This is a genomic window from Rheinheimera sp., from assembly GCF_037442525.1.
Lineage (GTDB): Bacteria > Pseudomonadota > Gammaproteobacteria > Enterobacterales > Alteromonadaceae > Pararheinheimera.
Map to the genome: position 1 here is coordinate 102,715 of NZ_JBBIQD010000010.1, position 25,741 is coordinate 128,455.

The window sequence follows — 25,741 nt, forward strand, 5'->3', positions numbered from 1 at the left end:
CCCTACCCAATCCGTTCAAGAGAATGGTTACAGAATCTGGCTTAAAAGCGGTATTCCCAGGTGCCGGCGGCAGCCAGGTTGTCGCCACCTGCCACCAATAACGGCGAATCTTGCAGGTACCGCAGTTGCAGGCTGAGCAAGCCGTTTAGCAGCGGGCGGCGGTGTTCGGTTTTGAGTTGCCAGCTGTGGCTGCCAGCGCCTTCATCGTAATAAGTGGCGCGGTACAAATGCGCAGACCAGCTGATGCCGTCAAAGGTCTGGTAATGGTAACCGGCACTGATGACGCGGGCGTCCTGACCATAACCGCTGCCAATCACCCGGCCATAACGGCTATAGCCTTGCGGATACAACTCACCCTGATAAGCACATTCCCCTTTGATGGTTGACCCATCGCAATCAATGTAGGTGTCGGAGTATTCCAGGTTCACCGTATGAATGGCGTTTTCATCGCCCCAATAACTGCGCGCACCCAACAGTAATAAGGGGTTCTCCGGCCAGCCGTCGGCATTGTCGTCATCGGCAATTTCAGCATAAGCCGTGACAGGCAGTGGCAACTGATGCAGGTGATAGCTGAAATCCAGCGCAGCACGCTGGTCACTGTTGGGCTGCTGGTCGTCATTATTCAGCACCATGTCCCACCAGTCGGAAAAATCGTTGCCACGGCCCTGGCCACCCCATTGACTGATACGGGATACACCCACTTCCAAAGCGGCAGAAGGGCGAAAGTTAAAGCGGGCTCCCCAAAACCGGGTTTGCGGTACGGCACTGCTGTGTTCACCAATGCCGACAAAAGAGCTGAAACTCCAGGGGCCCAGCCAGTTCAGCACAGGTGCGTCGATGGCATTCCAGCCGTGGCGGCTCACCCGCAGCGACGGAATGGGCCGGGCGTTATTGCTGAGCAATAAATTGCTTTGCTGGCCAGGCCCCCACCAGTTGGAGATTTGGTCCACCGAAACCACCCAATTCCCCAACAGCGCGGCCAGATAGCTGTTGTCATACACCAGATCCTGCTCGTTGCTGGTGTCATTGAGATCGCGGTAACTGACTTCCATCCGGCCAGCGAAGACAGTGCCCTGAAACTCATTAAACACAGTCACCCCAGCCTGGTCAGGGTAAGTTTCGCCAAAACTCTGAATACCGGCCACTTCCGAGTTGGCTTTCAGTTTGACACCGGATGTCTTATTGCTTTTATTGGTTTGCAGCACATGGCGCACATGAGCCAGGGCAAAACGCACTTCGCTGTTGTAGTCATCCCCTTTAACTGCCTGTAAATCGGCGGCGATGTTTTTCCACATCAGCGGGTAGGTATTGACCGGGCCGGACAACAAGCCGGCATGGGACAAGGTTTGTAAGGACTGGCGCAGATAGTTGTCCTGCGTATCGACCCAGGGCGTGCCTTGTGCACAGGCTGCAGATAACGCCAGAGCTAAGGCGGCTGGTTTACAAAATCGAATCACAACAAATCCTTGGTTATTCAGACGGGGCGGTAAAACGGGCGATCAGCGCCTGGCGGACATGGTCCGACACGAAATTGCTGACATCCCCGCCATGCCGGGCCACTTCTTTGACTAAGGTTGAGGAGATAAAGGTATTTTTTTCTGACGGCGTCATAAACAGGCTGTCCAGATCCGGGTTCAACTGCCGGTTCATACTGGCCAGCTGAAATTCATACTCAAAATCAGCCACAGCCCGCACGCCACGCAATAACACCTGGGCTTTTTGCTGTTTGGCAAAATCCGCCAATAAACCGGAAAAGCCTACCACTTTCACATTCGGCAGGTCTGCGAAACATTCAGTGGCCAAGGCCACCCGCTCATCCAGGCTGAACAAGGGTTTTTTACTGGGGTTGGCGGCAATGGCCAGAATGACTTCATCGAACAACCGTGCCGCCCTGACCACTAAATCACTGTGGCCATTGGTGATGGGGTCAAAGGTTCCTGGGTAAATGGCTTTAGTTTTCATTGAGTTAGTAAGAATCCTTTGCCTGTAGCCGAACGACTAGAGTTTTTAATCCAATTGGCGTTACTATACCAGACTGAAAAAAATAACATAAAACAAAACAGAACAACGCGGATGGACAAGAAACTTCGAACCAAAGACAAAATACTGCAGGCCAGTATTGAACTCTTTAATCAACAGGGTGAACGCGCAGTCACCACCAATCATATTGCAGCCCACCTCGGCATCAGCCCGGGCAATCTGTATTACCACTTCCGCAATAAAGAAGACATAGTGCGGAATATCTTCAAGGAATACGCTAAGTTGCTGGAAAGCCGGGTGCAGCCGCCCAAAGGTCAGGCCGAAGCGCTGGATTCATTGGCGCAGTACCTGGATGTGGTATTTGAGCTGGTGTGGCGTTTTCACTTTTTTTACGCCAACCTGCCGGATATTTTGTCGCGCGACGCCGCATTGCAGCAGGATTATCTGAATGTGCAAAAAGTAGTGCAAAGCCGGGTGGTGTCGGTGTTGCAGGCGTTGAATCAGGCCCAGGTGGTGGCTATTGAGGAGGCAGACATTCCGGATTTAGCCCATACCATTAAGATGGTGGTGTCCTTTTGGGTCAGTTACCTGAAAACCCAGTGCCCCGGGCATCAGCTGGACAAGCAACATGCCTACTGGGGGGTGCTGAAAGTTTTGCTGTTAGTGAAACCTTATGCCACTGAACAGTCTTTGCCACGTTTTGAGCGTCTGCAGCGCCATTTTACTGAACTGGCGGGGGAAGCGCCGCTTTAAGCCGGTTTCGTTTCGAAAGGCTGCGCCCGCAGCCTTTTATGTTTGACTAGTCCGATCTGCCGCAAGCCACAACGCAAAAGGGCTGCACCGCGATACAAAGCTGATTACAATAGGCCCGCTTTTTACCAAAGTCCTATTACCCAAGCGGAGGGTCGCATGTCTACCACCCCATTCCTGGCGCACTTACAACAACAAATCGACGACGTGAAAGCCCAGGGTTTATACAAAGGCGAGCGTATTATCAGCTCGCAACAACAGGCTGCGGTAACAGTAGCCGGTGAGCAGGTTCTCAACTTCTGCGCCAATAACTATTTAGGTCTGGCCAACAGCCCTGAACTGATTAAAGCGGCGCAACAAGGTCTGGATTCGCATGGTTTTGGCGTGGCCTCTGTACGCTTTATCTGCGGTACCCAGGACATCCACAAAACGCTGGAAGCCAAAATCAGCGCCTTCTTAGGCACTGAAGACACCATTTTGTATTCCTCCTGTTTTGACGCCAACGGTGGTTTGTTCGAAACCATTTTAGGCCCGGAAGATGCGGTGATTTCAGATGCGCTCAACCACGCCTCTATTATTGATGGTGTGCGTTTATGCAAAGCCAAACGGTACCGCTACGCCAATAACGATATGGCAGAGCTGGAAGCGCAGCTGCAACAGGCCGATGCCGAAGGTGCCCGCTTTAAGCTGATTGCCACCGACGGTGTGTTTTCAATGGACGGCGTTATTGCCGACTTAAAATCTGTCTGCGATTTGGCCGACAAGTACAACGCCTTAGTGATGGTGGACGACAGCCACGCTGTGGGTTTTGTCGGCCAGAAAGGTCGCGGTACCCATGAATACTGTGGTGTACTGGACAGAGTAGACATTATTACCGGTACTTTGGGCAAAGCTTTGGGCGGCGCTTCAGGGGGGTACACTTCGGGTAAAAAAGAAATTATCGAATGGCTGCGTCAGCGTTCGCGGCCTTATCTGTTCTCCAACTCCTTAGCTCCTTCCATCGTCACGGCGTCAATTAAAGTGCTGGAACTGCTGGAGGATGGCGACGCGCTGCGTGCCAAGCTGTGGGAAAACGCCAATTACTTCCGTGAGCGCATGAGTGCGGCTGGTTTTACGCTGGCCGGGAAAGACCACGCTATTATTCCTGTGATGTTAGGCGATGCCAAAGTGGCGGCTGAAATGGCACAGCGTATGCTGGCTGAAGGCATTTATGTGGTGGGTTTCTCCTTCCCTGTGGTGCCTAAAGGTCAGGCCCGCATTCGTACTCAGATTTCTGCTGCGCACAGCAGAGCCGACTTAGACAAAGCCATTGATGCATTTATCCGTATTGGCAAAGACATGGGCATTATTGCCTGAGGAATGATGATGAAAGCATTAGCCAAATTAAAAGCCGAACCTGGGATCTGGCAAACCGAAGTTGAGATGCCAAACGTTGGCCCCAACGACGTGCTGATTAAAATTAAAAAAACCGCTATTTGCGGCACGGACGTGCACATTTACAAATGGGACGAATGGGCACAAAAAACCATTCCGCATGGCATGGTAGTGGGCCATGAGTATGTCGGTGAAGTGGTGGATATGGGCTCAGAAGTGCGCGGCTTTGCCAAAGGCGACCGCGTCTCAGGCGAGGGCCATCTGGTCTGTGGTTACTGCCGTAACTGTCGGGCCGGCCGGGTGCATTTATGCCGTAATACCATTGGTGTTGGTGTAAACCGCGAAGGCTCTTTTGCCGAATACCTGTCCATTCCGGCCTTTAACGTGTTTAAAATTCCGGACAATATTCCGGACAATATCGCCGCTATTTTTGACCCCTTCGGCAATGCAGTGCATACGGCGCTGTCATTCGACTTAGTGGGTGAAGACGTGCTGATCACCGGCGCTGGCCCTATCGGCATTATGGCGGTGGCGGTGGCCCGTCATGTCGGTGCCCGTCATATTGTCATTACCGATGTGAACCCGTACCGGCTGGAACTGGCGCGTAAAATGGGCGCGACCCGCGCTGTGGATGTCAGCCAGGAAAACCTGCAGGACGTGATGAAAGAACTGGGTATGACGGAAGGTTTTGACGTGGGTCTGGAAATGTCCGGTGTGCCTTCGGCCTTCCGCAATATGCTGGAGACCATTAACCATGGCGGCAAAATTGCCATGTTGGGTATTCCGCCGTCCGATATGGCGGTGGACTGGAATAAAGTCATTTTCAAAGGCCTGGTGATCAAAGGCATTTATGGCCGTGAGATGTTTGAAACCTGGTACAAAATGGCCAGCCTGATCCAATCCGGATTGGATTTAAGCCCGATCATCACCCATGAACTGCCGATGGAAGAATTCCAGAAAGGCTTTGAAATCATGTGTTCCGGCCAATCCGGCAAAGTGGTGCTGAACTGGAGCTAAGCTTTTTAGCTAAGGTTGGGGGTCAGGTCTTGAATTTTGAATGCATATTCAAAATTCAAGACCTGACCCCTTTGTGTTTTGGCGGCAAAAAAATTTTCAGTCCGTTGTCGAAAATGTGTCTGTGCTGTCGACTATCGAAGACGGCTGCATCATTCTGATAAAGCTCAGTGATCCATCAAACGGAGAATACGGATGTCAAAAATGATTTTTGTTAATTTACCAGTCGTGAACTTAGCGGCGTCAATTCACTTTTATCAGGCACTGGGTTTTGTGAAAAACCCACAATTCAGTGACGACACTGCCGCTTGCATGGTGTGGAGTGACAGCATCTTCGTGATGCTGCTGACCCATGCCAAATGGCAAACCTTTACCCAGCGGCCTGTTCCTGCCAACAGCAGCAGCGAAGTGATGCTGGCGCTGAACTGCGAAGACAAAGCCGCAGTTGACCAACTTTGTGTGGCAGCCAGCGGCGCCGGTGGAACGGCAGACGTGAACCCAAAACAGGATTTGGGCTTTATGTATGGCCGCAGTGCGCTGGATTTGGACGGCCATATTTGGGAGTTTTTCTGGATGGACCCGACGGCGGTTCAGGGGTAATTGGCACTAATCCCGCCGCATCTCGCGGCGTTTTTTGAAAATCTCATTTAGCTGCTCTACGGTGCGGTCTGGCTCGCAAGGAATGCTGCTGCGGGTCCAGATCCCGGATTTGCGCTGTTCAGCCGAGGGTAACTGCCAGCAACTGCCGTCAGCAGTTTTCACCAGCTCTGCACCATTGCTCAGTTTTTTAATGGTCTTGGCCGGTGCTCTGGTTGCTTGCGCTTTGGATGGCTCGGTCAGCTGGGCGTTCTGTTTAGCTTGCTGTGCGCTGAAGCTGGCCGCAGGTGCCGGTGCAGCTCTTAAGGCTGAGGACAATGCTCTGCTTGCCAGCGAACCTCGTTTGGCTGGTGGCGCTGTGGGCATGCTCTGCATCGGTTGCACCGTATCCGTCTTTGGCTCTGCCTCTGTTGTGGCTGGCTTAGCCGGTGCGGCTTGTGCTGGAGACGGCGCGTCGGTTTTGGCTTTTACTGGCTTTGCTGGTGCTGGTGCTGGTGCTGGTGCTGGTGCTGGTGCTGGTGCTGGTGTAGCTGCAGTCACAGGCGCAGGAAGCGGCTCGGCCACAACTGCTTTTGGCGGCGTATAGGTAAAGGCCTGAATGGGTTTTTTTGGGATTGTTTTTGGTGCGGTTGGGGAGGCAGACCACCACAGCACCAGCACCAGCAGCAGGTGCACCCCGACCGAAACCAACCATCCTTTCATGCCACAACTCCGTTCAACGAATGCAGCTTGGACTGAAGGTTCGGCGGATAATTCCCTGTTAAATCAGATAAAAAGGGAGCCTATTGGCTCCCTTTTCGACCTGGAGTGCTTTAGACCACTGCGTTGTTCTGCAGTGCCGCAATACGTTTTTCCAGTGGCGGGTGGCTTAAGAACAACTCGCTGCTGGCCGTTTTGCTGGCGATACCAAAGGCCATCATCGACCCTTGCAGCTGGCTTTCGTGGTTGTGACGCAAACGTTCCAGTGCGGCCACCATGGCGGGTGCACCCACCAGGCGGGCAGCACCGGCGTCGGCACGGTATTCACGCTGGCGTGAGAACCACATCACTATAATGCTGGCCAGTACGCCAAAAATCATTTCCAGAATAAATACGGTGATCATGTAGCTGAAGCTGAAACCACCTTCGCTGGCGCTCTCTTCGTCGTCGCTGGAACGGAAGAAGTTATCAATCACACCGGCCACCAGACGGGCAAAGAAGATCACAAAGGTGTTCACTACGCCCTGAATTAAGGTCAGTGTCACCATGTCGCCGTTGGCCACGTGCGACACTTCATGCGCCAGTACGGCTTCCACTTCCTGCTGACTCATGTTGTGCAGCAGGCCCGTGCTGACCGCCACCAGCGCATTATTGCGGTTCATGCCGGTAGCAAAAGCATTCATTTCCGGTGAGTCGTAAATCGCCACTTCCGGCATCCCAATACCGGCTTGCTGTGCCTGACGGCGCACTGTGTCGACCAGCCAGTGTTCAGTGGAGTTTTGTGGTTGCTCAATCACTACGGCCCCAGTGGAGCGTTTGGCCATCCACTTGGACATTGCCAGAGAGATAAAAGAACCACCAAAGCCAAATACAGCTGCCATCACCAACAGGCCACTCATGCTGCTGCGGTCCAGACCAAAGACACTGAACACAATGCTCAGCACCACACTCAACACCAGCATCACTGCCAGGTTTGTAATTAAGAACAAGAAGATACGTTTCATCATCAACCCCTTTTTGAGTTACTGAACGAAAGTTTATCCGAATAAAAGTTAAATGAAATCAGTTTTTGACGAATGAAATATCAGATAAGACAGAACAACTTGGCGCTGACGTTGAGATCAGTTATTATTTGAGAATTATTCGTATTTGGAGTCCCGGGCATGTGGGATCTGGTATTTGCCTTGTCGCTGCTGGCGTTATTCTGGTTGGGTCGTGGGCTTTGGTGGCATTGGTATGAGCCTTATGCCGAAGCGCGGCGTCTGAATTTGCAGCTGTACCGGGTGAAACGGCAGGGGGCTTATCTGAAGCTCTGGTTACGGCATCCGGAGGGCGCTTTGTTACCCAAAGCCAGGGCTGGCCAGCATTTGTTGTTATATGGCACTGATTTAGCAGGGAAAGCTGTATCGCGCGCTTATTCGATTGCCAGCGACTGCAGCCAAAGACGTTATTACCAACTGGTGGTGAAAGCCGAACCCGATGGCCGGTTAAGCCAGGCGCTGTTTCAAAAGGCGGAGGCACTGGATACGGTGCTCTGTTCGTACCCCCGTGGCCATTTCAGCCTGAAACCGGGCCGCGCTCCTGTGGTGCTGGTGGCCGCTGGGGTGGGTATTACGCCCTTGCTGGCGATGGCGCTGCAGGCTATCCGGCAACGCCGGCAGGTGACGCTGGTGTACCAGGCGCGCAATCAGGCCGATTTGCTGTTTTATCCAATGCTGCGGCGTTTACCGGCATTCACACTGGTGCCTTGTCTGAGCCAGCCTGAGGCGGGCTGGGCAGGGAGAGCTGGTCGTATTGATGCTGGTTTATTGTTTAAATTGGGTGGGGCTTTCGCCCAGTATTATTTTTGCTGCAAAGCCCTGATGACAGAGAAGCTGATTTGCGATTTGTCCATTCTGGGGGCGCATCAGTGCTTTAACGAACCCTTCAGTGCCGCAGCCAGTATCCAGAGTTTCAGTATTGAGATGGATGGCCACCAGGCTGACAGCATGGGGCAAAGGTCTGTGCTGGATGCGCTGATTGCCGCGTCTGTGCCACTGAGTTACGACTGCAAAGGCGGCTCCTGTGGTTTGTGTAAAGTGCGGGTGGTCAGTGGTGAGTATAAACAGGTGCTGGATGCTGCTGTGCATTGTGGCGATGATGAAGTGCTGGCGTGCTGCATTCAGCCAACGTCTGCTTTGGTATTGACCAGCCTTGACGCTGAGGCCGAGGTGGTCCGTGAACCGGTACCGCCGCTCACTAAAGCAGAACCAGCCTAGGCTGGTTCTTTTCACTTTAACTGGCGCAGCGCCTGCTGCAGTGTCCGGACTATTTCTTCCGCTTTGCGCTGCAGCCGCAACTCGCTGAACAGCAAGTCGGCTTCGGGGTACTGCAGTTTCAGGTAACTGAACCACTGTTTGATCCGGTTGGAATAATACAGGCCTTTGTCGCCGGCAATTTCGTAGTCGGAGTACTGCAACAACAATTCAAGCACTTCAGGCCAGGGCATCGCCTGTTCCGCTGTGCCTGAGCGTGCAGCCACTATCTCTTTGGCTAAACTTGGCCTGGCGAGCGCACCACGGCCCAGCATAATATCGGCAGCACCAGATTGTTGCTGGCACAAAGCGGCATCGGCCGGTGTCCAGATCTCACCGTTGGCAATCACATTAATGGGCACCACGGCACGGATTTTTTCAATCCAGGGCCAATAAGCCGGTGGCCGGTAGCCGTCGGCTTTGGTACGGGCATGCACAGTCAGCTCAGTGGCTCCGGCTTCATACAAAGCGCGCGCATTGTCCAGTGTCAGGCTGGTGTCATCAAAGCCCAAGCGGATTTTGGCGGTGACCGGAAAAGCGGCGGGGACAGCGGCTCGCACTGTTTTGATAATTTGGTACAGGGTGTCGGTTTCTTTCAGCAGTACGGCGCCACCCTTGTTTTTATTGACCATCTTGGCCGGGCAGCCGAAGTTTAAGTCCACGCCGGGTGACCCCAGTTCTACCGCCTTCAGCGCATTTTCTGCCAGCCAGTTCGGATCTTGCCCTAACAGCTGGATTTTCACCGGCACCCCGGACGGCGTTTTTCCGCCCTGGCCCAGCTCTGGGCAAAGCCGGTAAAACACCCGGCGTGGCAGTTTCATATCCACCACCCGGACAAATTCAGTGACACATAAATCGAAGCCACCGATACGGGTCAGCATATCCCGCATCAGGTGGTCGACCACGCCCTCCATGGGGGCTAAGACTATTCGCATAAGGGCTCGATGGCTGAGGGACACTCAGTGGTGGTAAGAGTTTGGCACTTCATGTTGGGCCAGGTAATCGCCTAAATCGTGCAGGCTCAGCTCATCCAGTTCCAGCAGGTCCAGCAGGGTGGTTTTGTACTGTTGCCATTCCGGATCCTGCTCTGAGTCCAGCAGAACACGGTTTTCTTCCGTCATATGTTCCGCCAGTTTCAGTAAGGCAAACAGGCGTTTTTCATACAGGTCGTCCGATACCAGCATCAGGGCCGGGCTGTGGTGATAAGCAATGACATTGGCCAGCTCGGGCGCCAGGCCCCAGGACTGGGCAATCATATAACCCAACAGTTCATGGCTGGTTTCAAAATGCTGTTGTTCGCTTTCTGGCAGGCTGACGCCTTGCTGCAAGCCTTGCTTCAGTACTTTGGCGTAATCTGGGAACTGACCGGCAATCAGTGCCATACCGGCATTGTGGAATAACCCCAGGCTGTAGGCATCGTCCACTGTGTCTGAACCCAGTCGCAATTGCTGGGCAATCAACATGGCGGCATTGGCCACCTGAGTGGCACTGTGCCACAGGGCTGTGGTGAATCTGTCGGTTTTGCCCTGGCTCAGGGTAAAACGCAGCACTACCGAGCTGACCAGCTTGATCACCCGGTTCAGGCCCAGGTACTTGCAGGCATGCTCAACAGAACTGACTTTACGGCGCAGGCCAAAGTACACCGAGTTCACCACTTTCAGCGTAAATCCGGCGATGCCGACGTCCTGATTAATCAGTTCGGCAATGCGGTGGATATTCGGATCGTCGCTTTCTATTTCTGCTTTAATCGCCAGTAACACGCCTGGCTGAGGCGGAATAGTAAAACCACTCAGCGCCTGTTCTACCACTGCCATATTGATTGCTTTGGCCATACCACAAACCTGTTCTGACGATTGAATGAAACAAAGCGCTTATAGTAAAAGGGCCGCCTTGAAAAAGCAAAAGCCAGCAGCTCAAGGGGCTGTTTCTTTCAACTGTTCAGCAGCTTTTTGACCCGTTTCAGTTCGGTATTGAACTTTTTATCCTCCCCAGCTTTCAGCGACCCCAACAGCTCGCTGGCCTGAGGCCGTTGCTGGCGCAGCAGAACTTCGGCCAGGCGCAGTTTGGCCCAGTCCAGCCTTGGGTGTTGGCTGTCCTGATAAAACTGCAGATAACGTTGCAGGGCTTCGGCACCGATCTGCAGATCTTGTTGCTCTGTAGCCGCAAGGCGGCCCAATTGATACAGATAGCCCTGCTGGTCGGATAAATCCGTTTCCAGAGCGGCAGCCTGCTGGTAATGGCTGAATGCCGCTTCGGGTTGTTTCAGAGCCAGTCGGACCTGCGCCATAGCGCCCTGCCAGCGGGCTTGCTGCGGCTGAGGCTGTTGCTCCAACAGCGCCAGCGCCTGTTGGGCGTGATCCGGCAGCAGTAACCCGGCTCGCAGCACTACAGCGTGTACCGGGGATTTTCTTTCCAGCTCATGCATGAATGCGTCGGCTTTTTCGTCGTCACCGCCGACAATGGCCGGTGCCTGTCGGTAAAAGCCAATCAGGGTGGTCAGTATATCCAGACGATCCGGTGCGCGCAGATTGGCTTGTTGCAACCAGGCCAGACCTTGTTTGGCATGGCTGGCTTTACTGAAGATACTGCTGCTTTGTGCCAGCTGCAGTTTCGCCATCGCTGCCAGATACCAGAGTTCTGCATCGGGGCTGTTGGCATCCAGGCTGGGCTCGAGCAGTTCAACCACCTGCCCGGCGCTGTTGTTGGCCAGCTGGATTCTGGCCTGCCATTGCAGTTTTTCGGTGTTGCTCAGTTCGGTGTCTGAGGCCAGCTGTTCGGCTAACCACTGCCATTTATCCTGCTCAAACGCCAGTTGGTAAGGGGTTAAGGTGGAGGCCTTTGTACTGCCAATCAGCAGGGCACATAACAAAACAAGAGTTCGCATCGTAGTTTCCATTGGGTTGAAGACAGGCTATGGAAGCGTATTAGATGTGAACGAAAGGTGAACAGCAATAGGCCGGAAGTCACAACTCTGGGTTGGATCAGGAGTCCAGATAAGGCCGGCCGGCCATCATTTGTTTAGCCAGTTGCTGTTCGGCGTCTGCGTCGGACAGCTCCAGCTGTCCAAACTGCACATCAAACTGAATCAAATCTTCATCCGGCATCAGTTCGGCTATCAGCCGGTCTGGCACCTGGCCGACCTGGCGGTAGGCATTGATGGCGACCTGGGCGGCCTGTTCCATCAGCTGGAAAAACTGGCCTAACGGAAAACTCTGAAAAATAGGCGCATCCAGGTGAGCCCAACCTAATAGATCACCGCTGATACTGCCATCGGCATGGTCGGTAAACAACATGGACACAGCCGGGAATGGCGGGTTCTCCCCGCTCTGGTATTGCTCTACATGTTCTTCATTGAACAGCAGTACATAACCAAAACCAGGGCAGCCTTCCGCGTCCATATCATCAAAAGCAGGATCGTAGAGAAGAATTAAAGGGCTGTCTGACATGGGCGCTGTCCTCGGGCAAAAACGGCCCGCTATTCTATACGAGAGTGAGGCTGAGCTAAAGGTAAAATTTGAGCAATCTGGCGGTCAGAGCGCAAATGAACCTTTCTGGTTTTTGCCGGGTCTGGGTTACTATAAAGCCAATTTCTTTGCTTTGAAGGTAAGTTATGACCGAGTTTCAGCGTATTTCTGTGGCGCAGGCCATCGAAAAAATCCAGCAGGACCAGGCGGTTGTGGTGGATATCCGGGATGAACAGAGTTTTGCCGCCGGCCATATGCAGGACGCTTTTCATCTGACCAATGGCAGCCTTGGCCAGTTTATGCAAAAAACTGAATTCAGCACGCCTGTGGTGGTGGTTTGCTACCACGGTAACTCCAGCCAGGGGGCGGCTCAGTACCTGGCTCAGCTGGGCTTTGACACTGTGTACAGCATGGACGGTGGTTTTGAAGCCTGGCGTCAGACTCAACCTTATGTCACCGGCCACAATGATTAAACTGCTGGAGCTGAATTCACCTCAGGCGGCCCAACTGTTTGCCAGCTATTGCCTGGCCCAGGGTTTGCGCGTCAGTGTGGTGGTGCAATCGTCTTTGCAGGCTGAGCTGTGGTGTGATGAATCTGAGCAGGCACAGGTGGAGCAGTTGTGGCAGGAGTTTATCCGGCAGCCGGACCATCCACGTTATCAGGCGGCGGCCTGGCAACAGGCGGAGCCTGCGTTTACTGCCGGGCACTCCGGGCTTGCTGGGTACTGGCAGCAGTTATGGGCCCAGGGGGGAGTGTTGACCCATCTGATCTGGCTGGCGGCTGTGCTGGTGTTTGTCTGGCAGCAACTGGCCCCCTGGCAGGCGATTTCAGCGTTGCAGTTGCAAGCCGGGGCAGGGATCTCACTGGCTCAGGGCTGGCGCTGGCTGACTCCGGCCTGGCTGCATTTTTCCGGGGCCCACCTGGTGTTTAACCTGATCTGGGTCTGGTATTTGCTGGGGCCAGTGGAAAAAGGTTCCGGTAAAGTACTGGCGGGTGCTCTGGTGCTGGCTGCGTTGTTACCGTCCCATCTGCTGCAGTTTATGCTGGCGGGCCCAAATTTTGGGGGGTTATCTGGCTTGGTCTACGGCCTGTTTGGCTTTTATTGGATTTGCGGCTGGTTAAAGCCAGCCTGGGGTTACCAGCTCAGTCCGGGGTTAATAGGTTTTATGCTGCTGTGGCTGGTAGTCGGATTTGCAGATTTGTTGTGGATCCCGATGGCCAACTGGGCACATTTAGGTGGATTGATGGGGGGAATGCTGCTGGCGGCACTGCTGGCCATCCCAGGGCGGCGCTGACTCCGCCCTGGCAAAAAGGTCAAGGCGGAGTTAAGACGGACCGTGATACAGGTACTTGCTGTACAGTACATCCCGGATCACATCCTGCCCGGTTTCTTTACGCATGACTTCTTTGAGCTCACTGAGCAGCTTTAAACGAATTTCTTCCCGGCCGGTCAGCGATTTGTGCTTGTCTGCTGTTTCCTTGCTCAGAATATCCACAATAATGTCAAGCAGCAGAGGCTCGTGGTGTTCAATGACTTCAATGTATTTTTTGTCGTTCAGCATCAGTTGCATCGAGACACGGACATAACCCAGTTCTTCGGTGCTGGGGGTGACGTAGTTGGTCACAATGTCCGGGTCAAAGGGGTAATAGGCAATTTCAGCTTTGGGTTTGGCGTTGGCTGCATCCTGAGCGAATAACGGGCCTTGCACTGCCATTAAAACCGCAAAAATCAGCGCTCGTTTCATTCCGGTTTCTCTTTCATTTTTATCAAATAACTGGGGTGATCTTACCTGATGGCTCTGCGTTAGGCTATCAGCGGCGGCAATTCTTTTGCTAATCTAAGCTGCTGTGTCGCATTTTTCCAGTCAGGGAAAACCTGTCCGCCACACTGATGACCAGAGCATCTTCTGTCTGCAGAGAAGATCCCGGCGAGATCTGCTGATCCTGGTGCACAAAGCAGGGGATTTTACAGAGTTTTTTTGAGTTCAGCCGCTGTGCCTTGTTATGATGCGCGCCATTATGACTGCAGCGGAATGATGAATTGGACATGCAGCCACATTTTGTATTGCAGGGGCTTTGGCATCCTGCCAGCGCCGATTCAGTGCCAGCCCAGTATCAGCGCTGGCTGCTGGAGGCTGGTTCGCTGACAGCGTTGCTGCGTAAACACTGCCAGCATTTCTCACTGCAGCTGGTCTCCGAGCGTAGCACCTCCTTGCCACACGAATGGCAACAGCACTGGCAACAAGAGGCCGCCTTATGCCGTGAGGTGATTCTGGTGTGTGATGGCACACCAGTGGTCTATGCCCAAAGCTGGCTGCCACTGGCGACATTGCATGAATTGCAGTATCTGGCCCGGCTGGGTGATCAGCCATTGGGCGACGTGATTTTTCAGCACCCTTCGTTGCAACGTGGCCCTATTGAAGTGGCATTCTGGCCTGAATTAGCCCTGCCACAACTTGGTGTACAGCAGCAGCTGTGGGGGCGGCGTTCCGTATTCAGCCTGTTGCAGCAGCCCTTGTTGGTGCAGGAAGTATTTTTACCCGGAGTCCAAGACTTATGAAATGGCAATTGCAGCTGGCGCATTGGCCTGAATACAAGCTGTTGATGCGATTGGACAGGCCCATTGGCAGTTATCTGCTGCTATGGCCAACCTGGTGGGCACTCTGGTTGGCTTCCTCTGGTCATCCCGACTGGAGCCTGCTGCTGGTGTTCAGTCTGGGCGTCGTATTGATGCGCTCCGCTGGTTGTGTCATTAACGATTATGCAGACCGCAACTTTGATGGTCATGTGGAGCGCACCCGGTTGCGACCGCTGGCGGCCGGGCGGATCAATGCGCCTGAAGCGCTGCAGTTGTTTTTATTATTGCTGCTGGCTTCGGCCAGTCTATTGTTGTGGCTGAACTGGCAGACCCGTTTGCTGGCGCTGGTGGCCGTGGCGCTGGCTATTTTGTACCCTTTTATGAAGCGCTTTACCTATTTACCTCAGTTTGTGCTGGGTGCGGCTTACAGCTGGGGCATTCCGATGGCCGCTATGGCCAGCCTTGAAACCGTACCAGGCTGGATTTGGGGGCTGTATCTGGCCAACCTGTTGTGGACTGTGGCCTATGATACCTTTTATGCCATGGTGGATCGGGATGACGATATCCGCATCGGCGTCAAATCAACTGCTTTGTTGTTTGGCCGTTATTGCCATCTGAGTATTGCACTGCTGCAACTGGGTTTTCTGTTGCTGATGCTTTGGGTGGGCACGGTGACCATGGCGGGGGCTTGGTATTATCTGGGTCTTGTACTGATGGCACTGAGTTTTGTCCATCAGCACTGGTTGGCCCACACCCAGGGCAGGGCGGGCTGCTTTCAGGCCTTTCTCAACAACCACTACAGTGGCCTGCTGTTGTTTTTGGGCATAGCGGCAGACGCGCTGCTGGCTTGATGCCCTGTTTTGCCGCTAACGTGCCGGGTCAATCTGACCCTGAATGCTGGTGTTGTGACGAAACCAGCCGGCAATGCTGTAACGAAGAGTCGCTGCGGGTTTGACTTCATGCGGAAAACGGCAGCTTTCAAACAGCACCAGCGTGCCAGCTTTGGGCTGCACCCTCTGCAGCAACTGCTGCTGCTCATCGTAAATCAGTAACTCACCGCCACTGTCGCAGTCATTCAGGTAACAGACGCTGGACAGCACCCGGTTCGAACGGCCGGCAAAAGCATCCAGATGGGTCAGGTAAAAGTCCCCCTGCTGATAACGGGCATAATGGGCTTCAAAATCAACTAATCCGAGAAAAAACCGGCGGTTCATCCACTGCTGCAGTTCGGCCATGCGAGCCAGGTACGCCTGCTGCACAGGGTGTTGCTCTGACAGCCACAAGGTTTGGTCACGCCGTACTTCAGTGTTGAGCTGATGCTGGCCGCTGCGGCCCACCCCGGCCGGCGTCAGTGGCTGCTGCTGTATGTCCTGATACAAAGCCCAGCACAAATCAGCTGGCAGGGCCTGGGGCAGGACCACATAACCTTGCTGATAAAAGGGGTCACTTAACTGGTTCAGCCAAAGTTCCGGTTCTGGCCATTGGTAAGGGATTGTCATAAGTGCAGAGCCAAAAAAAGCCGCCAGGGCAAGTGGCGGCTTTTTACTCAGTCTGCGCAGTGCTGTCAACTAGTACTGGTAGTAACTGGCTTTTTTCAGTAAATCGGCGGCGTTGATCCGGCCCGTTACACATTGGTTAATATCCGCTTTACGCACCAGCCAGTAGTGGTCTTTGCTGTTGCTGCGGCTGGATAAACTCAGCTGCAGTGAGACAAATTCATCGTCTTTCAGCTCTCGCAGGCTGGCTCCGTAGTCACAGAGGGTAGTCGTAAAGACCCCTCCCATTTTGGCCACCAGTTCGGCCTGACGCTGGGCAGCCAGTTTTTGTTGCTCTGCCTGTTTTCGCTGGTACTCCTGCTCCTGTGCTGTCAGGCTTTTTTGCAGTTCGGCCAGTTTGCTTTGCACTTGTTGTGCTTTCTGGTTGGCTTCGTTCAGCTCTTTTTGTTGCCCGCTGTCCAGTTTGCCCACTTTGCTCTGGAATTCGTAATCGCGTTTGGTGCGTTCGTAATCGCGCAGCTCACGTTCCAGGTCGCGGCGCTGATCACGCAAGTCGCGCAGTTTGTCGCTCTGGTCTCTTTGCTGTTCAGCCAGTGCTTCGGCCGCTTCGGCCATCTCTTCAATGGCTTCTTCGTCGATATTAAAACTGAACCCATCACCTGTGCTGACCACAGTCACCGCCTTGGCGGCCTGAGCACTGATAGCAGCCCCTGGGGCTGGTGGTGGCAGCGGGGCCAGAGGCGCAGTGGGTGCCAGCAGCATATGGCGGAACCAGCCACCACTGCTGTCAATTTTAAAAGCCACCCCCTGACCCAGAAGGTAGCTGTGGCTGACCCGGCCGACGCTGTGCTCTTCGCCCCCTAAGGACTTTTTCAGAATGTCCTGCATAATACTCAGGTTTTGCCCCAGTTTGGGGTTCACTTCAGTGGCAGCCATGGCAGGAACTGCCAGAGCTGCAGCAGCCATCAGGCTGATAGTGCGCAAAGTTCTCATCGGTTTACCGCTCCGTTACGCTGTTGATTCGGGTAGATCGCATTGACATCCAGCCGTGCCTGGCTCGGCTGGTAGTTTTCCTGCCAGTAGTTCCAGTCGGCCTGACGTTGCTGGTTCAGGTATTCCACCAGTTCCAGCATGTCGGTACGGCGATCTTTGTTTTGTTGCTCAGTTAAATAATCTTTCAGCAGAATCAGCTGCGAGGCCTGTTGTTGCGTCGTGGAGTTCAGCTGCTGCTGCAGATAGTCGTGTTGTTCTTTACGGTAGCTGGCCAGCAGGGTTTCCAGCTGTTGTTGCTGAAGTTGTTGCTGGTTGTTCCAGCTCAGCGTCAGGCCAGTTTCTCCCAGTTGAAATTGCAGCGGCGATAAACTCACCACCAGAGCCAGGCTGGAAAACGCCACGCTCAAACGCGGCCACCAGTCCTTTTTCGCCGGGCTGTTGCGTTGCCACTGCTGCTGGAACATGCTCAGGGTGTCCACTTCAGGCACTGGCGCATAAAAGGGGGCTTTGGCCTGACGCTCCAGCATCCGGCTCATCTGTAGCCGTGCCAGCCACTGAGGCTCCTGCTGCAGCTGTTGCTCACATTCGTCGGCGGTGATTTTCCCCGCCAGATAGGCTTCAAAAATTTGCTGACTGTTCGACATCTGCTAACTCCAACTGCGTACGCAGTTTATCTAAGGCCGCATAAAACCTGGATTTAATGGTATTGCTGGACAAAGCCAGCTGCTCAGCAATTTCATCAAAGGTAAAGTGCTGATAAAACCTCAATTCAACCACCAGCCGTTGTTCCGGCGGTAATAACCTTAATTGTTGCTGCACCAGCCGCTGAGTCTGCTGACCGTACAGTTGCAGCTCATAACTGGGCGTGTCCTCGTCAGGGCAATCGTAATCTTCCGCCAGTTCCTGGTGATTCTTGCGTTTGCGCAGCATATCCATGGCTCTGTAGTTGGCAATGCCAAACAACCAGCTTTTAAAACTGCTGTCACCGCGGTACTGCGCCAGATTGCGGCACAGCACCATCAGTACGTCCTGCAACAAATCACGGGCGTCGTCCGGCGAGCCTAACAAACGCAGGCCGTAGTAGTACAAAGGCGCCTGGTATCTGGACACCAGCTGCTGCCAGGCTTTGGCGTCTCCCGCTATGGCCTTTTCTATTAATGTTTCGTCGCTGCGTTTAAACACGTTGTTTTTCGGATCCGCTGAAGTTGTTAGTAAGTCGGACTGGTGTGGTAAATAGTTTGGCGTCGGGTGAAAAAATTTCAGAATAATCAGAGAATATTTTCTAACACACTGAGAGGTAAAGGGAAATAAATGCATAAACACAGAAACCGGCCAGGCAGTGTACCGGGCCGGTGCAGAGGTTCATCCTGCGTTACTGGCTGAGTTTGCGCCTGTACCAAAAAATGGCAGGCAGACCTATCAGGTTGGGCAGTAACCAGGGCAACATCTGCCAGTATCCCTGCAACACAGAGCTAAACAGTGCCCGGCCACCAAAGGCACTGAACGCTGTGTAAGCAGCAATACCTGAGGCCAGCATCGCCACCGCGTGTTCCACCAGCCAGGCCTTGGCTGTGGTACTGCGGGCAAAAGTGTAACGCAGAATGCCTGCCGCTGTGCCGAGACTGATCAGCGAAAACACCAGCGCCAAAGGCTGATAAGCGCCCTGTTGCAGCACCACAGCAGCGCTGACCGCCACCAACAGCAGCACAGGGCCCAGCACTGTCCAGTGACGTAACAAGCGGCGGTCCTGCCGGGTTTTCAGGGCAAGCTGAGCATGCCGGATCGTGACCCAGGTCAGCAGGCTGAGCAGAAACAAAAAGCTGTTCTGGTCCATCAGCCGGCGATACAGCGCGGGTTCTGTCAGGGCTCTGGCCATCAGTTCGGGTTTGGCCGCCAGTGGAAAGCCCCAGACAAACAAGGTCATCGCAATGCCTGATGCGGCCACACTGTGCATACAGAGGCTGTAGTAGTGGCCGGTTTTGCGATGCACGGCGCTGCCTTTTTTGCTGAGCACAGGCCACCAGAACAAGAACAAAGCGGCAGAACCCAGAATGATATGTGTCAGGCTGATGGCCTGATAAAGCATGGTCAGCATAGTCAAAACTCCCCTGTTAATTGGTTCTGTTCAGGCTACAGGCAACACAAAGCTGGCACAGGTGCCGGAAGTCAGTACTTTGTGTTGTGACTTCCGGCCTATTGAGCGTCAACGGGAATCAGGCATACTGATCTTATGCAATGGATAAAAACTTTAGGTTTGGATGTGCTGGCAGGGGTGCTGACCTGGTTGCTGGTCTTTCTGCTGAGCCTGTATTTAACGGCCTCGTCACCTGAGCTCCGGGCGCTTTGGCCTTTGGTGATCCCGTTATTTTTGCTGTACTGCGGTTGTTTTGTGCTGATGACCTGGCATGGTAGCCGCTGTGCACCCGGCAGCCGGCCCGGATGGCTGCTGTATCTGCTGCAGCTGGGCTCTGCGCTGGCACTGAACTGGTTGTTGCCGCTGGATTATCTGGCCATTCTGAGCATTATCTGGGTGTCGGTACTGCCTTATTTTGTGTCGTTCCGTCTGGCGCTCTTGCTCACCTTTGGGCTGCTGTGCCTGTGGTTTGGCGTGGATGCCTGGCTGGAACAGCGGTCTTTGTGGATTTCCGCTTTGTTATACGGTTCTTTCCATGGCTTTGCCTTACTGATGATGAAACAGACCTTGTCGGAACAGCAGGCCCGGCAGCAGCTGGAGCAACAACACCAACAATTGGTGCTGGCGCAACAATTGCTCAAAGCCAGTGCCCAGCAGCAGGAGCGCAGCCGGATAGCCCGGGATTTGCACGATGTGCTGGGGCATCACCTGACCGGATTGAGTATTCATTTGCAAATTGCAGAGCACCAGGCCAACGAACAAGTCAAAGCCACAGTGGCGACCTGTCAGCAACTGGCCCGCCTGCTGTTGGCCGATGTGCGGGAAGCTGTGTCTGAACTGCGCCAGCACCGGGTGCTGGACCTGCAGCAGGCCGTCAGTGAGCTGGCAGCGGCGTTGCCGCGTCTGCAACTGAAAACCGACTGGCAGGCCGAATTGCCACTGACCTCAGTGCAACAGGCCGAACAGGTACTGCTGATTATTCAGGAAGCCCTGACCAACAGCCTGAAACACAGCGGAGCCACTGAAGTTACATTGAGTTCGAGCGAAGATGAAGAGGCCGTGCAGTTGCTGATCCACGATAACGGCCGGGTGCAGCCGGGCTGGCTGGCAGGGAATGGCATGCGGGGCATGCAGGAGCGGGCTGCTTTGCTGGGTGCTGAATTACAGTGCAGTGACGCACAGGGGCAAATGCAGCTGTCGCTGCGGTTGCAGAAGGAGGCGTTATGATCCGGGTGTTGCTGGTGGATGATCAAATGCTGATCCGCGAAGGTATTAAAAGTCTGCTGGCCTTGTCCGGTCAGGTCAGTGTGGTCGCTGAATGCAAAGACGGTTCTGAAGTGGTTGCCGCAGTCCGGCAACATCAGCCGGACCTGATCCTGCTGGATTTGTCGATGCCGGTCTGTGATGGCATAGGTGTACTGCGGTTGTTACAGCAAGCCGGTCTGAGCCTGCCTGTGCTGATCCTGACCACCTTTGAAGAACATGACCTGGTGTTACAAAGCATTCAGCTGGGGGCCAAGGGTTATTTGCTGAAGGATGTGTCACTGCAGACATTGACTCAGGCTATCGTCACCCTGACCCAAGGCGGCACTTGTTTTCAAAGCAGTGTGACAGAGCGGCTGCTGGCCGGTATCAAACCCGCTGCCTTACCTGCCGGACGCCATCAAATAGACGCTTTATCCGAAAAAGAACAGCAGATCCTGCAGTTGATGGCCGGGGGCTACTCCAACAAAGAAATTGCCGCCGCCTTGTACAAGTCGGAAGGCACCATTAAAAACCAAATCTCCAGTATTCTGATTAAACTTGGGGTCAGGGACAGAACCAGAGCTGTGTTACTTGGGCTGGAACTTGGTTTAATACAGCAACGCTAAGCCGCTCATTTGTCTGGATTTTGTCGTCTTTCCTTTTTTAGCCGCTATACTGGAAACCAACTGTTCTGTACGTGATGAAAGGCAGCCAGGGAAACGAGGGCATAGCGGTTGAGTTCTGAGTTCAAATCATCTTCTGGAGTTCCACTGCGGGCGTTTTTCTCCTGGCCCGTCCTGGGGCTGTTTGTGTTGTTTGGCGCCTTGCTGATCCTGATTTCGTATTACAACGCCCATCAGGCGGCCAACAGTTATGCGTCCCAATTAGCCAGACAAACCACGGCTCAGGTCAAACACCAGCTGGAACAGCTGTTGTCTGTGCCCAGGCTGGCGGCGGAATCGAGCCGGCAAATGCTGCAGTCCGGTTTAATTTCAGCCGGGCAGACGGAGTTGTTGTCCGGTTTTTTCAACTGGCAAATGCAGCACTACCCGCAACTGACCTACTTATCTGTGGGGGCGGCCGATGGCCGTTACCTGGGAATTCAACGCAATCCGGTGCAGGGCTCCATGACCCTGCTTTCGTCCTGGGATAATCAGCAACTGATGCGCAGTCAGTATGAACTGGACAGTGCAGGCAAAGCCCAGGCCAGATTGCAGTCTCCCGCCCTGTACGATGTCCGGCAGCGCGAGTGGTTTCAGCAAGCCGTACGGCAAGGCAGGACCAGCTGGTATCCGTTGTATTCCTATCGGCATTTTAAAGGTCAGGGTATAGGGCTGGCGACGCCCTGGTATGGCAACGACGGCAAATTGCAGGCGGTCGTTGCCGCAGATATCAGTCTGGACTGGTTGCAACAGTTTGTCAGCGAATTGGGTCAGCAGGTCGGGGCAACTATCTTTATCGTCAGCGAGGACCGGCAACTGCTGGCCAGCAGCCAGGTTCCGCCTCCCCAAACCTCAGTCGCCCCTTTGCTGGATGCCTTTGCGCAGGGAGGACCAGCCCAGCAGCAACTGCGCTGGCAGCAGCAGGACTTCCAGACTTTTTTCCAGTCTTTCCAGGACCCCGCTGGGTTGCAGTTATCCATTCTGGTTCTGGTCAACAACCAGCAACTGATGCAGCAGGCCTATGCCAGCCAGCGCCAAAGTGGCTTGCTGATGATGGGGGCTGTACTGGTCTTTGCGTTGCTCGGCTGGTTATTGAGCCGGCAATTGTCGCAGCCTGTGATGGCCTTAAAAGAATGGGCGCAACAATTGGAGCAGGGCTCTGCCACCCATTTGCCTGTGCCTGAAAGTGCAGTACGGGAAGTCAATGTATTAAGCCAGGCGCTGGCACAAATGGCACTGCGGCTGGACCAGTCATTTTTACAGCTGGAACAGCGGATTGAAGTCGATTCTTTGTCCTTGCAGCGCTTGTCGCTGGCAGTCAGTCGCACCAGTAATGGGGTGGTGGTACTCAATAGCACGGGGCAGATTGAATGGGTCAATCAGGCCTTTGAACGGCTGGCCAGCCTGAGCCTGGGGCAATTGCAAGGACGGGCTTTCAGCCAGACGTTTGCGGAGGCCGACCCTGATGGCAAGCTGCTGCAAATGGAGCAGGCCTTGGCTCAAAGTAAAAGTTTTACGCTGGAATGCCGTTGTCAGCTTGGCCACAGCAAAGCCCGCTGGCTCAGTCTGGAGTGTGACGCAGTGCAGAATGAGCAGGGCGAAGCCGGGGGTTTTGTGATCCTGTGTCAGGATATCCAGAGCCGGAAAGAGGCCGAAGCCGCAGCGCAGGAAGCACAGCAACGCACAGAGCGGCAACGCAGTGCTTTGACTCAGCTGGTGCTGAACGAAGCTGTGTCTTTAGGGGATCGCCTGGCATTTGCCCAAGTGCTGGCTAAAACCACCTCTGCTGCTGTGTTGTGCAACAGAGTCAGCGTCTGGATGTTGTCCGATGCCGGTGATGAGATGTTTTGTCTGGCACTGTACCAACAAGGCGGGCCTGTGCATCAGGACCAGATGGTGCTGCGAAAAAGTGATTTCCCGGTGTATTTTGACACCATAGCGGCCAAAGGCTGGATTTGCGCAGACTATGCCCAGACCGATCCGGCGACCAGTGAATTCAGTTCAGTCTATTTAAAACCCCTTGGTATTACCTCGATGCTGGACGGTGGCATTCTGCTGGCGGGCAAAGTGGTTGGGGTGGTGTGTCTGGAACACATTGGTCCGGCCCGGCAATGGCACAGTGATGAAGAAGCTTTTGTCAGTGCCGTGGCGGCGGTGATGGCACAAACCCTGACAGTAGCACAGCGCAAAGATGCCGAACAAATCAGTAAAGAATATGCCCAGCATACCCAGACTGTGCTGAATAACGTGGTGGATGGCATTATCACCATTGATGAAAGTGGCCGTATTGCCAGCGTCAACCCGGCCGCCCAGCAGATGTTTGACAGCAGCGCAGACCAAATGACAGGCCGTTATGCCACCGAATTGCTGTCGGCCAGTGCCCGGCAACAGCAAAAACAGGCTGCGTACTTTCCGCTGCCAGGCCAGGTTCCGGTGCTGGGTCAGAATCGCGAGCTGGAAGGGCAGAATGCCCATGGTCAGGTGTTTGCCATGGAGCTGGCGGTCTCACAAATCCGCCGCCAGGGACGTTTGCTGTATATCTGTACTGTGCGGGATATCTCAGACCGTAAAAGGGTTGAGAAGCTGAAAAACGAATTTGTTTCAACTGTCAGCCATGAACTCCGTACCCCACTGACCTCCATTGCCGGTGCTTTGAGCCTGCTGGATAACGGCATTGTTGGCAGTCTTGAACCTCAGGCGGCTGAACTGGTGCGTATAGCGCATAAAAACAGTCAGCGCCTGACCAGTCTGATCAATGATTTGCTGGATATCGAAAAAATAGCGGCCGGTAAAATGCAATTTGAGCATAAAGCCGAGTTGTTGTTGCCGCTGGTGCACCAAGCGCTGGAACTAAACCGGATGCTGGCACAGGATAAACAAATCCGCCTGGATTTTTCTGCTGGCAACAGCGAATTACGCTCAGTACTGGATGCCAAACGTTTTATTCAGGTGCTGTCGAATTTTCTCAGCAATGCCATCAAGTTTTCACCTGTTGGCGCGCTGGTGACAGTGCAGCTGGACGCAGCGGGTGAGCAGGCCAGGATTTCGGTGACAGATCAGGGCCCAGGCATTGCGCCGGAGTTTCATCAGCGTTTGTTTAAACGATTTTCCCAGGCAGATTCGTCCGACAGCCGCCACAGCAGTGGCACAGGCCTTGGCCTGGCGATTTCCAAAGAGCTGGTAGAAAGCATGGGGGGCCAGATTGGTTTTTCATCTGAACCCGGCCAGGGGGCCACCTTCTGGTGCAGCTTTCCGCAGGCCGGTGCCAGTGTTACGGCAGATTGATACTGTTCTGCTGCTGCGAAGCCGGGTGCTCCAGTGATTCCAGTTCAATCTGAATGGCGTTACAGGAAATCTGAATTTCGTACAAAGACACCAATAAACTCAACATCAATGCGGCCAGACTGGCGGCAAAACTCCATTGGCCAGCGAGCTGCCATTGCATAAAAAGGCAAAACATCGACAGGGTACAGAGCACAAAACTGATCACGCCCCAGCGCTGCATGGAACGGATCAGAAATACCCGTTTGCGCAGGTTTTCAATCTGGCGTTTGGCCAGCTCCCGCACCTGGTTGCCTTCGCGGGTATTGAGCTGCCGGATCAGCTGGGCCAGCACCAGAAACCTGTTGGTGTACGCCAGCAGTAACAGCGAAATGGCCGGAAATAATAAAGCCGGGGTGGTGATCGTCATCAGCGATAAATCCATAAAAAACTCCAGTTCAGCAAACAAAGCAGCCATCACTGGCTGTCCCTTGGGTTTGGCATAAACTTCAGCTGTTGTGTATGATGCCAGCCGATAGCGGCACGGAGTCTCCAGCATGAAACAAAAAGCCAATAATTTCCAGATGATGCGTGAACTTGGGTATTACCAGCAGGCGGCCATTGCGGCGGCTTTGCTGGAGCGTATGTTGCCGAATTACCAGCTGTTTGCTGAAGTCACTGAGTTTGGGGATGCCAAGTTATGCCGTGATATTCTGAATATGGTGTGGGAATGGCTGTTTGTCCGTCGGGTAAAAATTAACTTTGAACGGCTGGCGGAAGAGCTGGAACTGGCCACCCCGGACCAGGCCAATTTTGATCTCTTCGGAGTCTACCCGGCCATCGACACTGCGACGGCACTGGACACTATGCTCAATGGGATTTCTCAGCAGGATGCCGCTGAGTTTATTAATGTCGCCAAGATTTCTCAGGCTACAGTAGCGCGGCTGATTGAATGGGAGGCTGGGGACCTGGACATCAGCTCAGAATCTGAGCTGAAAAAGTATGTACGTGACCACGAGCTGATGCAGTACGAAATGGACTGTCTCGCTGAACTGATTGAGCTGGTGCGTCCTATACAAAGCTTTGAGAAAACCGATGTGCAGCTGCTGAAAGCCTGGGTAAAGGAACAAGGTCTGACCAATCTGGGGATGGAGTTTAGTACAGAAAATAATCAATCCGATCAGTAACTTTTCGGTACT

Annotated in this window: 28 protein-coding genes; 13 read left to right on the forward strand and 15 right to left on the reverse strand. The window is 53.9% G+C overall.

What is annotated here, in order from left to right; all coding sequences use genetic code 11:
* Positions 1-41: 41 nt before the first annotated feature.
* Positions 42-1,457: a capsule assembly Wzi family protein gene (locus WKJ03_RS14300; RefSeq protein WP_337842901.1), complete on the reverse strand. Its 1,416-nt coding sequence runs from the start codon at positions 1,455-1,457 to the stop codon at positions 42-44.
* A 13-nt stretch (positions 1,458-1,470) separates the two neighbouring features.
* Entirely contained in the window at positions 1,471-1,962 is a 492-nt protein-coding gene (gene coaD / locus WKJ03_RS14305; protein ID WP_337842902.1) for a pantetheine-phosphate adenylyltransferase, read from the reverse strand.
* Between the two features lie 111 nt (positions 1,963-2,073).
* Between coaD and WKJ03_RS14310 the strand changes: the two genes are divergently transcribed.
* The 4 genes from WKJ03_RS14310 to WKJ03_RS14325 all read left to right on the forward strand — a co-directional run bounded on the left by WKJ03_RS14310 (position 2,074) and on the right by WKJ03_RS14325 (position 5,718).
* Positions 2,074-2,733 carry a TetR/AcrR family transcriptional regulator gene (locus WKJ03_RS14310; protein WP_337842903.1) on the forward strand — a complete coding sequence of 220 codons (660 nt, stop codon included), beginning with the start codon at positions 2,074-2,076 and terminating at the stop codon, positions 2,731-2,733.
* Between the two features lie 156 nt (positions 2,734-2,889).
* Positions 2,890-4,086, forward strand: a complete 1,197-nt coding sequence (locus WKJ03_RS14315) for a glycine C-acetyltransferase (RefSeq protein WP_337842904.1) — start codon at positions 2,890-2,892, stop codon at positions 4,084-4,086.
* Positions 4,087-4,095: 9 nt separating this feature from the next.
* On the forward strand, positions 4,096-5,121 hold the full coding sequence (gene tdh, locus WKJ03_RS14320; protein ID WP_337842956.1) for an L-threonine 3-dehydrogenase: 1,026 nt from the start codon (positions 4,096-4,098) through the stop codon (positions 5,119-5,121).
* Positions 5,122-5,313: 192 nt separating this feature from the next.
* Complete coding sequence (locus WKJ03_RS14325; protein WP_337842905.1) at positions 5,314-5,718, forward strand: lactoylglutathione lyase; 405 nt, start codon at positions 5,314-5,316, stop codon at positions 5,716-5,718.
* Positions 5,719-5,724: 6 nt separating this feature from the next.
* Here the strand turns inward: WKJ03_RS14325 and WKJ03_RS14330 are convergent, their stop codons facing one another.
* Together WKJ03_RS14330 and htpX are read right to left on the reverse strand one after the other, a co-directional pair.
* Positions 5,725-6,417 (reverse strand): hypothetical protein, encoded by a 693-nt coding sequence (locus WKJ03_RS14330; RefSeq protein WP_337842906.1) that lies wholly within the window; start codon positions 6,415-6,417, stop codon positions 5,725-5,727.
* Positions 6,418-6,527: 110 nt separating this feature from the next.
* Positions 6,528-7,418, reverse strand: coding sequence for a protease HtpX (gene htpX / locus WKJ03_RS14335; protein WP_337842907.1), 891 nt, complete (start codon positions 7,416-7,418; stop codon positions 6,528-6,530).
* A 159-nt stretch (positions 7,419-7,577) separates the two neighbouring features.
* On the opposite strand from htpX, the gene WKJ03_RS14340 reads away from it, so the two are divergent.
* The gene (locus WKJ03_RS14340; RefSeq protein ID WP_337842908.1) at positions 7,578-8,672 is read left to right on the forward strand and encodes an iron-sulfur cluster-binding domain-containing protein; all 1,095 of its coding nucleotides are present in this window, start codon (positions 7,578-7,580) and stop codon (positions 8,670-8,672) included.
* Positions 8,673-8,683: 11 nt separating this feature from the next.
* Here WKJ03_RS14340 and WKJ03_RS14345 read toward each other — a convergent pair whose 3' ends face one another.
* The 4 genes from WKJ03_RS14345 to WKJ03_RS14360 all read right to left on the reverse strand — a co-directional run bounded on the left by WKJ03_RS14345 (position 8,684) and on the right by WKJ03_RS14360 (position 12,154).
* Positions 8,684-9,643, reverse strand: coding sequence for a tRNA-dihydrouridine synthase (locus WKJ03_RS14345; protein ID WP_337842909.1), 960 nt, complete (start codon positions 9,641-9,643; stop codon positions 8,684-8,686).
* Between the two features lie 24 nt (positions 9,644-9,667).
* Positions 9,668-10,540 (reverse strand): HDOD domain-containing protein, encoded by an 873-nt coding sequence (locus WKJ03_RS14350; RefSeq protein ID WP_337842910.1) that lies wholly within the window; start codon positions 10,538-10,540, stop codon positions 9,668-9,670.
* A 98-nt stretch (positions 10,541-10,638) separates the two neighbouring features.
* Positions 10,639-11,592, reverse strand: coding sequence for a hypothetical protein (locus WKJ03_RS14355; protein WP_337842911.1), 954 nt, complete (start codon positions 11,590-11,592; stop codon positions 10,639-10,641).
* 97 nt (positions 11,593-11,689) lie between these two features.
* The gene (locus tag WKJ03_RS14360; protein WP_337842912.1) at positions 11,690-12,154 is read right to left on the reverse strand and encodes a hypothetical protein; all 465 of its coding nucleotides are present in this window, start codon (positions 12,152-12,154) and stop codon (positions 11,690-11,692) included.
* A 164-nt stretch (positions 12,155-12,318) separates the two neighbouring features.
* Here WKJ03_RS14360 and glpE point away from each other — a divergent pair, with 164 nt between their 5' ends.
* On the forward strand, positions 12,319-12,645 hold the full coding sequence (gene glpE / locus WKJ03_RS14365; protein ID WP_337842913.1) for a thiosulfate sulfurtransferase GlpE: 327 nt from the start codon (positions 12,319-12,321) through the stop codon (positions 12,643-12,645).
* The gene (locus WKJ03_RS14370) at positions 12,623-13,468 is read left to right on the forward strand and encodes a rhomboid family intramembrane serine protease (RefSeq protein ID WP_337842914.1); all 846 of its coding nucleotides are present in this window, start codon (positions 12,623-12,625) and stop codon (positions 13,466-13,468) included. Before glpE ends, WKJ03_RS14370 begins: the two co-directional genes overlap by 23 nt.
* Positions 13,469-13,498: 30 nt before the next feature.
* Here WKJ03_RS14370 and WKJ03_RS14375 read toward each other — a convergent pair whose 3' ends face one another.
* Positions 13,499-13,918, reverse strand: a complete 420-nt coding sequence (locus tag WKJ03_RS14375; RefSeq protein ID WP_337842915.1) for a flagellar basal body-associated FliL family protein — start codon at positions 13,916-13,918, stop codon at positions 13,499-13,501.
* Between the two features lie 302 nt (positions 13,919-14,220).
* Here WKJ03_RS14375 and WKJ03_RS14380 point away from each other — a divergent pair, with 302 nt between their 5' ends.
* Both WKJ03_RS14380 and ubiA read left to right on the forward strand, forming a co-directional pair.
* Positions 14,221-14,733, forward strand: a complete 513-nt coding sequence (locus WKJ03_RS14380; RefSeq protein ID WP_337842916.1) for a chorismate lyase — start codon at positions 14,221-14,223, stop codon at positions 14,731-14,733.
* The gene (gene ubiA, locus WKJ03_RS14385) at positions 14,730-15,602 is read left to right on the forward strand and encodes a 4-hydroxybenzoate octaprenyltransferase (protein ID WP_337842917.1); all 873 of its coding nucleotides are present in this window, start codon (positions 14,730-14,732) and stop codon (positions 15,600-15,602) included. Before WKJ03_RS14380 ends, ubiA begins: the two co-directional genes overlap by 4 nt.
* A 15-nt stretch (positions 15,603-15,617) precedes the next feature.
* Here the strand turns inward: ubiA and WKJ03_RS14390 are convergent, their stop codons facing one another.
* The 5 genes from WKJ03_RS14390 to WKJ03_RS14410 form a co-directional block, all read right to left on the reverse strand.
* Complete coding sequence (locus WKJ03_RS14390; protein WP_337842918.1) at positions 15,618-16,250, reverse strand: 2OG-Fe(II) oxygenase; 633 nt, start codon at positions 16,248-16,250, stop codon at positions 15,618-15,620.
* A gap of 69 nt (positions 16,251-16,319) precedes the next feature.
* Positions 16,320-17,240 carry a hypothetical protein gene (locus WKJ03_RS14395; protein ID WP_337842919.1) on the reverse strand — a complete coding sequence of 307 codons (921 nt, stop codon included), beginning with the start codon at positions 17,238-17,240 and terminating at the stop codon, positions 16,320-16,322.
* On the reverse strand, positions 17,237-17,884 hold the full coding sequence (locus WKJ03_RS14400) for a hypothetical protein (protein ID WP_337842920.1): 648 nt from the start codon (positions 17,882-17,884) through the stop codon (positions 17,237-17,239). Before WKJ03_RS14400 ends, WKJ03_RS14395 begins: the two co-directional genes overlap by 4 nt.
* A complete protein-coding gene (locus tag WKJ03_RS14405) occupies positions 17,859-18,422 on the reverse strand; it encodes a sigma-70 family RNA polymerase sigma factor (protein WP_337842921.1) in 564 nt (187 codons plus the stop codon). The genes WKJ03_RS14400 and WKJ03_RS14405 overlap by 26 nt, the downstream gene beginning before the upstream one ends.
* Before the next feature lie 190 nt (positions 18,423-18,612).
* The gene (locus tag WKJ03_RS14410) at positions 18,613-19,335 is read right to left on the reverse strand and encodes a hypothetical protein (RefSeq protein WP_337842922.1); all 723 of its coding nucleotides are present in this window, start codon (positions 19,333-19,335) and stop codon (positions 18,613-18,615) included.
* Positions 19,336-19,470: 135 nt separating this feature from the next.
* Here WKJ03_RS14410 and WKJ03_RS14415 point away from each other — a divergent pair, with 135 nt between their 5' ends.
* The 3 genes from WKJ03_RS14415 to WKJ03_RS14425 all read left to right on the forward strand — a co-directional run bounded on the left by WKJ03_RS14415 (position 19,471) and on the right by WKJ03_RS14425 (position 24,566).
* A complete protein-coding gene (locus WKJ03_RS14415) occupies positions 19,471-20,601 on the forward strand; it encodes a histidine kinase (RefSeq protein WP_337842923.1) in 1,131 nt (376 codons plus the stop codon).
* The gene (locus WKJ03_RS14420; protein ID WP_337842925.1) at positions 20,598-21,245 is read left to right on the forward strand and encodes a response regulator transcription factor; all 648 of its coding nucleotides are present in this window, start codon (positions 20,598-20,600) and stop codon (positions 21,243-21,245) included. Before WKJ03_RS14415 ends, WKJ03_RS14420 begins: the two co-directional genes overlap by 4 nt.
* 108 nt (positions 21,246-21,353) lie before the next feature.
* Complete coding sequence (locus tag WKJ03_RS14425) at positions 21,354-24,566, forward strand: PAS domain S-box protein (RefSeq protein ID WP_337842926.1); 3,213 nt, start codon at positions 21,354-21,356, stop codon at positions 24,564-24,566.
* Here WKJ03_RS14425 and WKJ03_RS14430 read toward each other — a convergent pair.
* Positions 24,553-25,020, reverse strand: a complete 468-nt coding sequence (locus tag WKJ03_RS14430) for a DUF2721 domain-containing protein (protein ID WP_337842927.1) — start codon at positions 25,018-25,020, stop codon at positions 24,553-24,555. The two genes, WKJ03_RS14425 and WKJ03_RS14430, sit on opposite strands and share 14 nt — an antisense overlap.
* Before the next feature lie 79 nt (positions 25,021-25,099).
* Between WKJ03_RS14430 and WKJ03_RS14435 the strand changes: the two genes are divergently transcribed.
* The gene (locus WKJ03_RS14435) at positions 25,100-25,729 is read left to right on the forward strand and encodes a YjaG family protein (protein WP_337842928.1); all 630 of its coding nucleotides are present in this window, start codon (positions 25,100-25,102) and stop codon (positions 25,727-25,729) included.
* Positions 25,730-25,741 lie beyond the last annotated feature (12 nt).

Coding starts and splice junctions, on each gene's coding strand:
- WKJ03_RS14435 (WP_337842928.1), top strand. CDS start 25,100: ATGAAACAAAAAGCCAATAATTTCCAGATGATGCGTGAACTTGGGTAT.
- WKJ03_RS14420 (WP_337842925.1), top strand. CDS start 20,598: ATGATCCGGGTGTTGCTGGTGGATGATCAAATGCTGATCCGCGAAGGT.
- WKJ03_RS14430 (WP_337842927.1), bottom strand. CDS start 25,020: ATGGCTGCTTTGTTTGCTGAACTGGAGTTTTTTATGGATTTATCGCTG.
- glpE (WP_337842913.1), top strand. CDS start 12,319: ATGACCGAGTTTCAGCGTATTTCTGTGGCGCAGGCCATCGAAAAAATC.
- WKJ03_RS14360 (WP_337842912.1), bottom strand. CDS start 12,154: ATGTCAGACAGCCCTTTAATTCTTCTCTACGATCCTGCTTTTGATGAT.
- WKJ03_RS14375 (WP_337842915.1), bottom strand. CDS start 13,918: ATGAAACGAGCGCTGATTTTTGCGGTTTTAATGGCAGTGCAAGGCCCG.
- WKJ03_RS14390 (WP_337842918.1), bottom strand. CDS start 16,250: ATGACAATCCCTTACCAATGGCCAGAACCGGAACTTTGGCTGAACCAG.
- htpX (WP_337842907.1), bottom strand. CDS start 7,418: ATGAAACGTATCTTCTTGTTCTTAATTACAAACCTGGCAGTGATGCTG.
- tdh (WP_337842956.1), top strand. CDS start 4,096: ATGAAAGCATTAGCCAAATTAAAAGCCGAACCTGGGATCTGGCAAACC.
- coaD (WP_337842902.1), bottom strand. CDS start 1,962: ATGAAAACTAAAGCCATTTACCCAGGAACCTTTGACCCCATCACCAAT.
- WKJ03_RS14410 (WP_337842922.1), bottom strand. CDS start 19,335: ATGCTGACCATGCTTTATCAGGCCATCAGCCTGACACATATCATTCTG.
- WKJ03_RS14415 (WP_337842923.1), top strand. CDS start 19,471: ATGCAATGGATAAAAACTTTAGGTTTGGATGTGCTGGCAGGGGTGCTG.
- WKJ03_RS14400 (WP_337842920.1), bottom strand. CDS start 17,884: ATGTCGAACAGTCAGCAAATTTTTGAAGCCTATCTGGCGGGGAAAATC.
- WKJ03_RS14355 (WP_337842911.1), bottom strand. CDS start 11,592: ATGCGAACTCTTGTTTTGTTATGTGCCCTGCTGATTGGCAGTACAAAG.
- ubiA (WP_337842917.1), top strand. CDS start 14,730: ATGAAATGGCAATTGCAGCTGGCGCATTGGCCTGAATACAAGCTGTTG.
- WKJ03_RS14340 (WP_337842908.1), top strand. CDS start 7,578: ATGTGGGATCTGGTATTTGCCTTGTCGCTGCTGGCGTTATTCTGGTTG.
- WKJ03_RS14325 (WP_337842905.1), top strand. CDS start 5,314: ATGTCAAAAATGATTTTTGTTAATTTACCAGTCGTGAACTTAGCGGCG.
- WKJ03_RS14345 (WP_337842909.1), bottom strand. CDS start 9,643: ATGCGAATAGTCTTAGCCCCCATGGAGGGCGTGGTCGACCACCTGATG.
- WKJ03_RS14380 (WP_337842916.1), top strand. CDS start 14,221: ATGCAGCCACATTTTGTATTGCAGGGGCTTTGGCATCCTGCCAGCGCC.
- WKJ03_RS14330 (WP_337842906.1), bottom strand. CDS start 6,417: ATGAAAGGATGGTTGGTTTCGGTCGGGGTGCACCTGCTGCTGGTGCTG.
- WKJ03_RS14315 (WP_337842904.1), top strand. CDS start 2,890: ATGTCTACCACCCCATTCCTGGCGCACTTACAACAACAAATCGACGAC.
- WKJ03_RS14310 (WP_337842903.1), top strand. CDS start 2,074: ATGGACAAGAAACTTCGAACCAAAGACAAAATACTGCAGGCCAGTATT.
- WKJ03_RS14350 (WP_337842910.1), bottom strand. CDS start 10,540: ATGGCCAAAGCAATCAATATGGCAGTGGTAGAACAGGCGCTGAGTGGT.
- WKJ03_RS14395 (WP_337842919.1), bottom strand. CDS start 17,240: ATGAGAACTTTGCGCACTATCAGCCTGATGGCTGCTGCAGCTCTGGCA.
- WKJ03_RS14370 (WP_337842914.1), top strand. CDS start 12,623: ATGTCACCGGCCACAATGATTAAACTGCTGGAGCTGAATTCACCTCAG.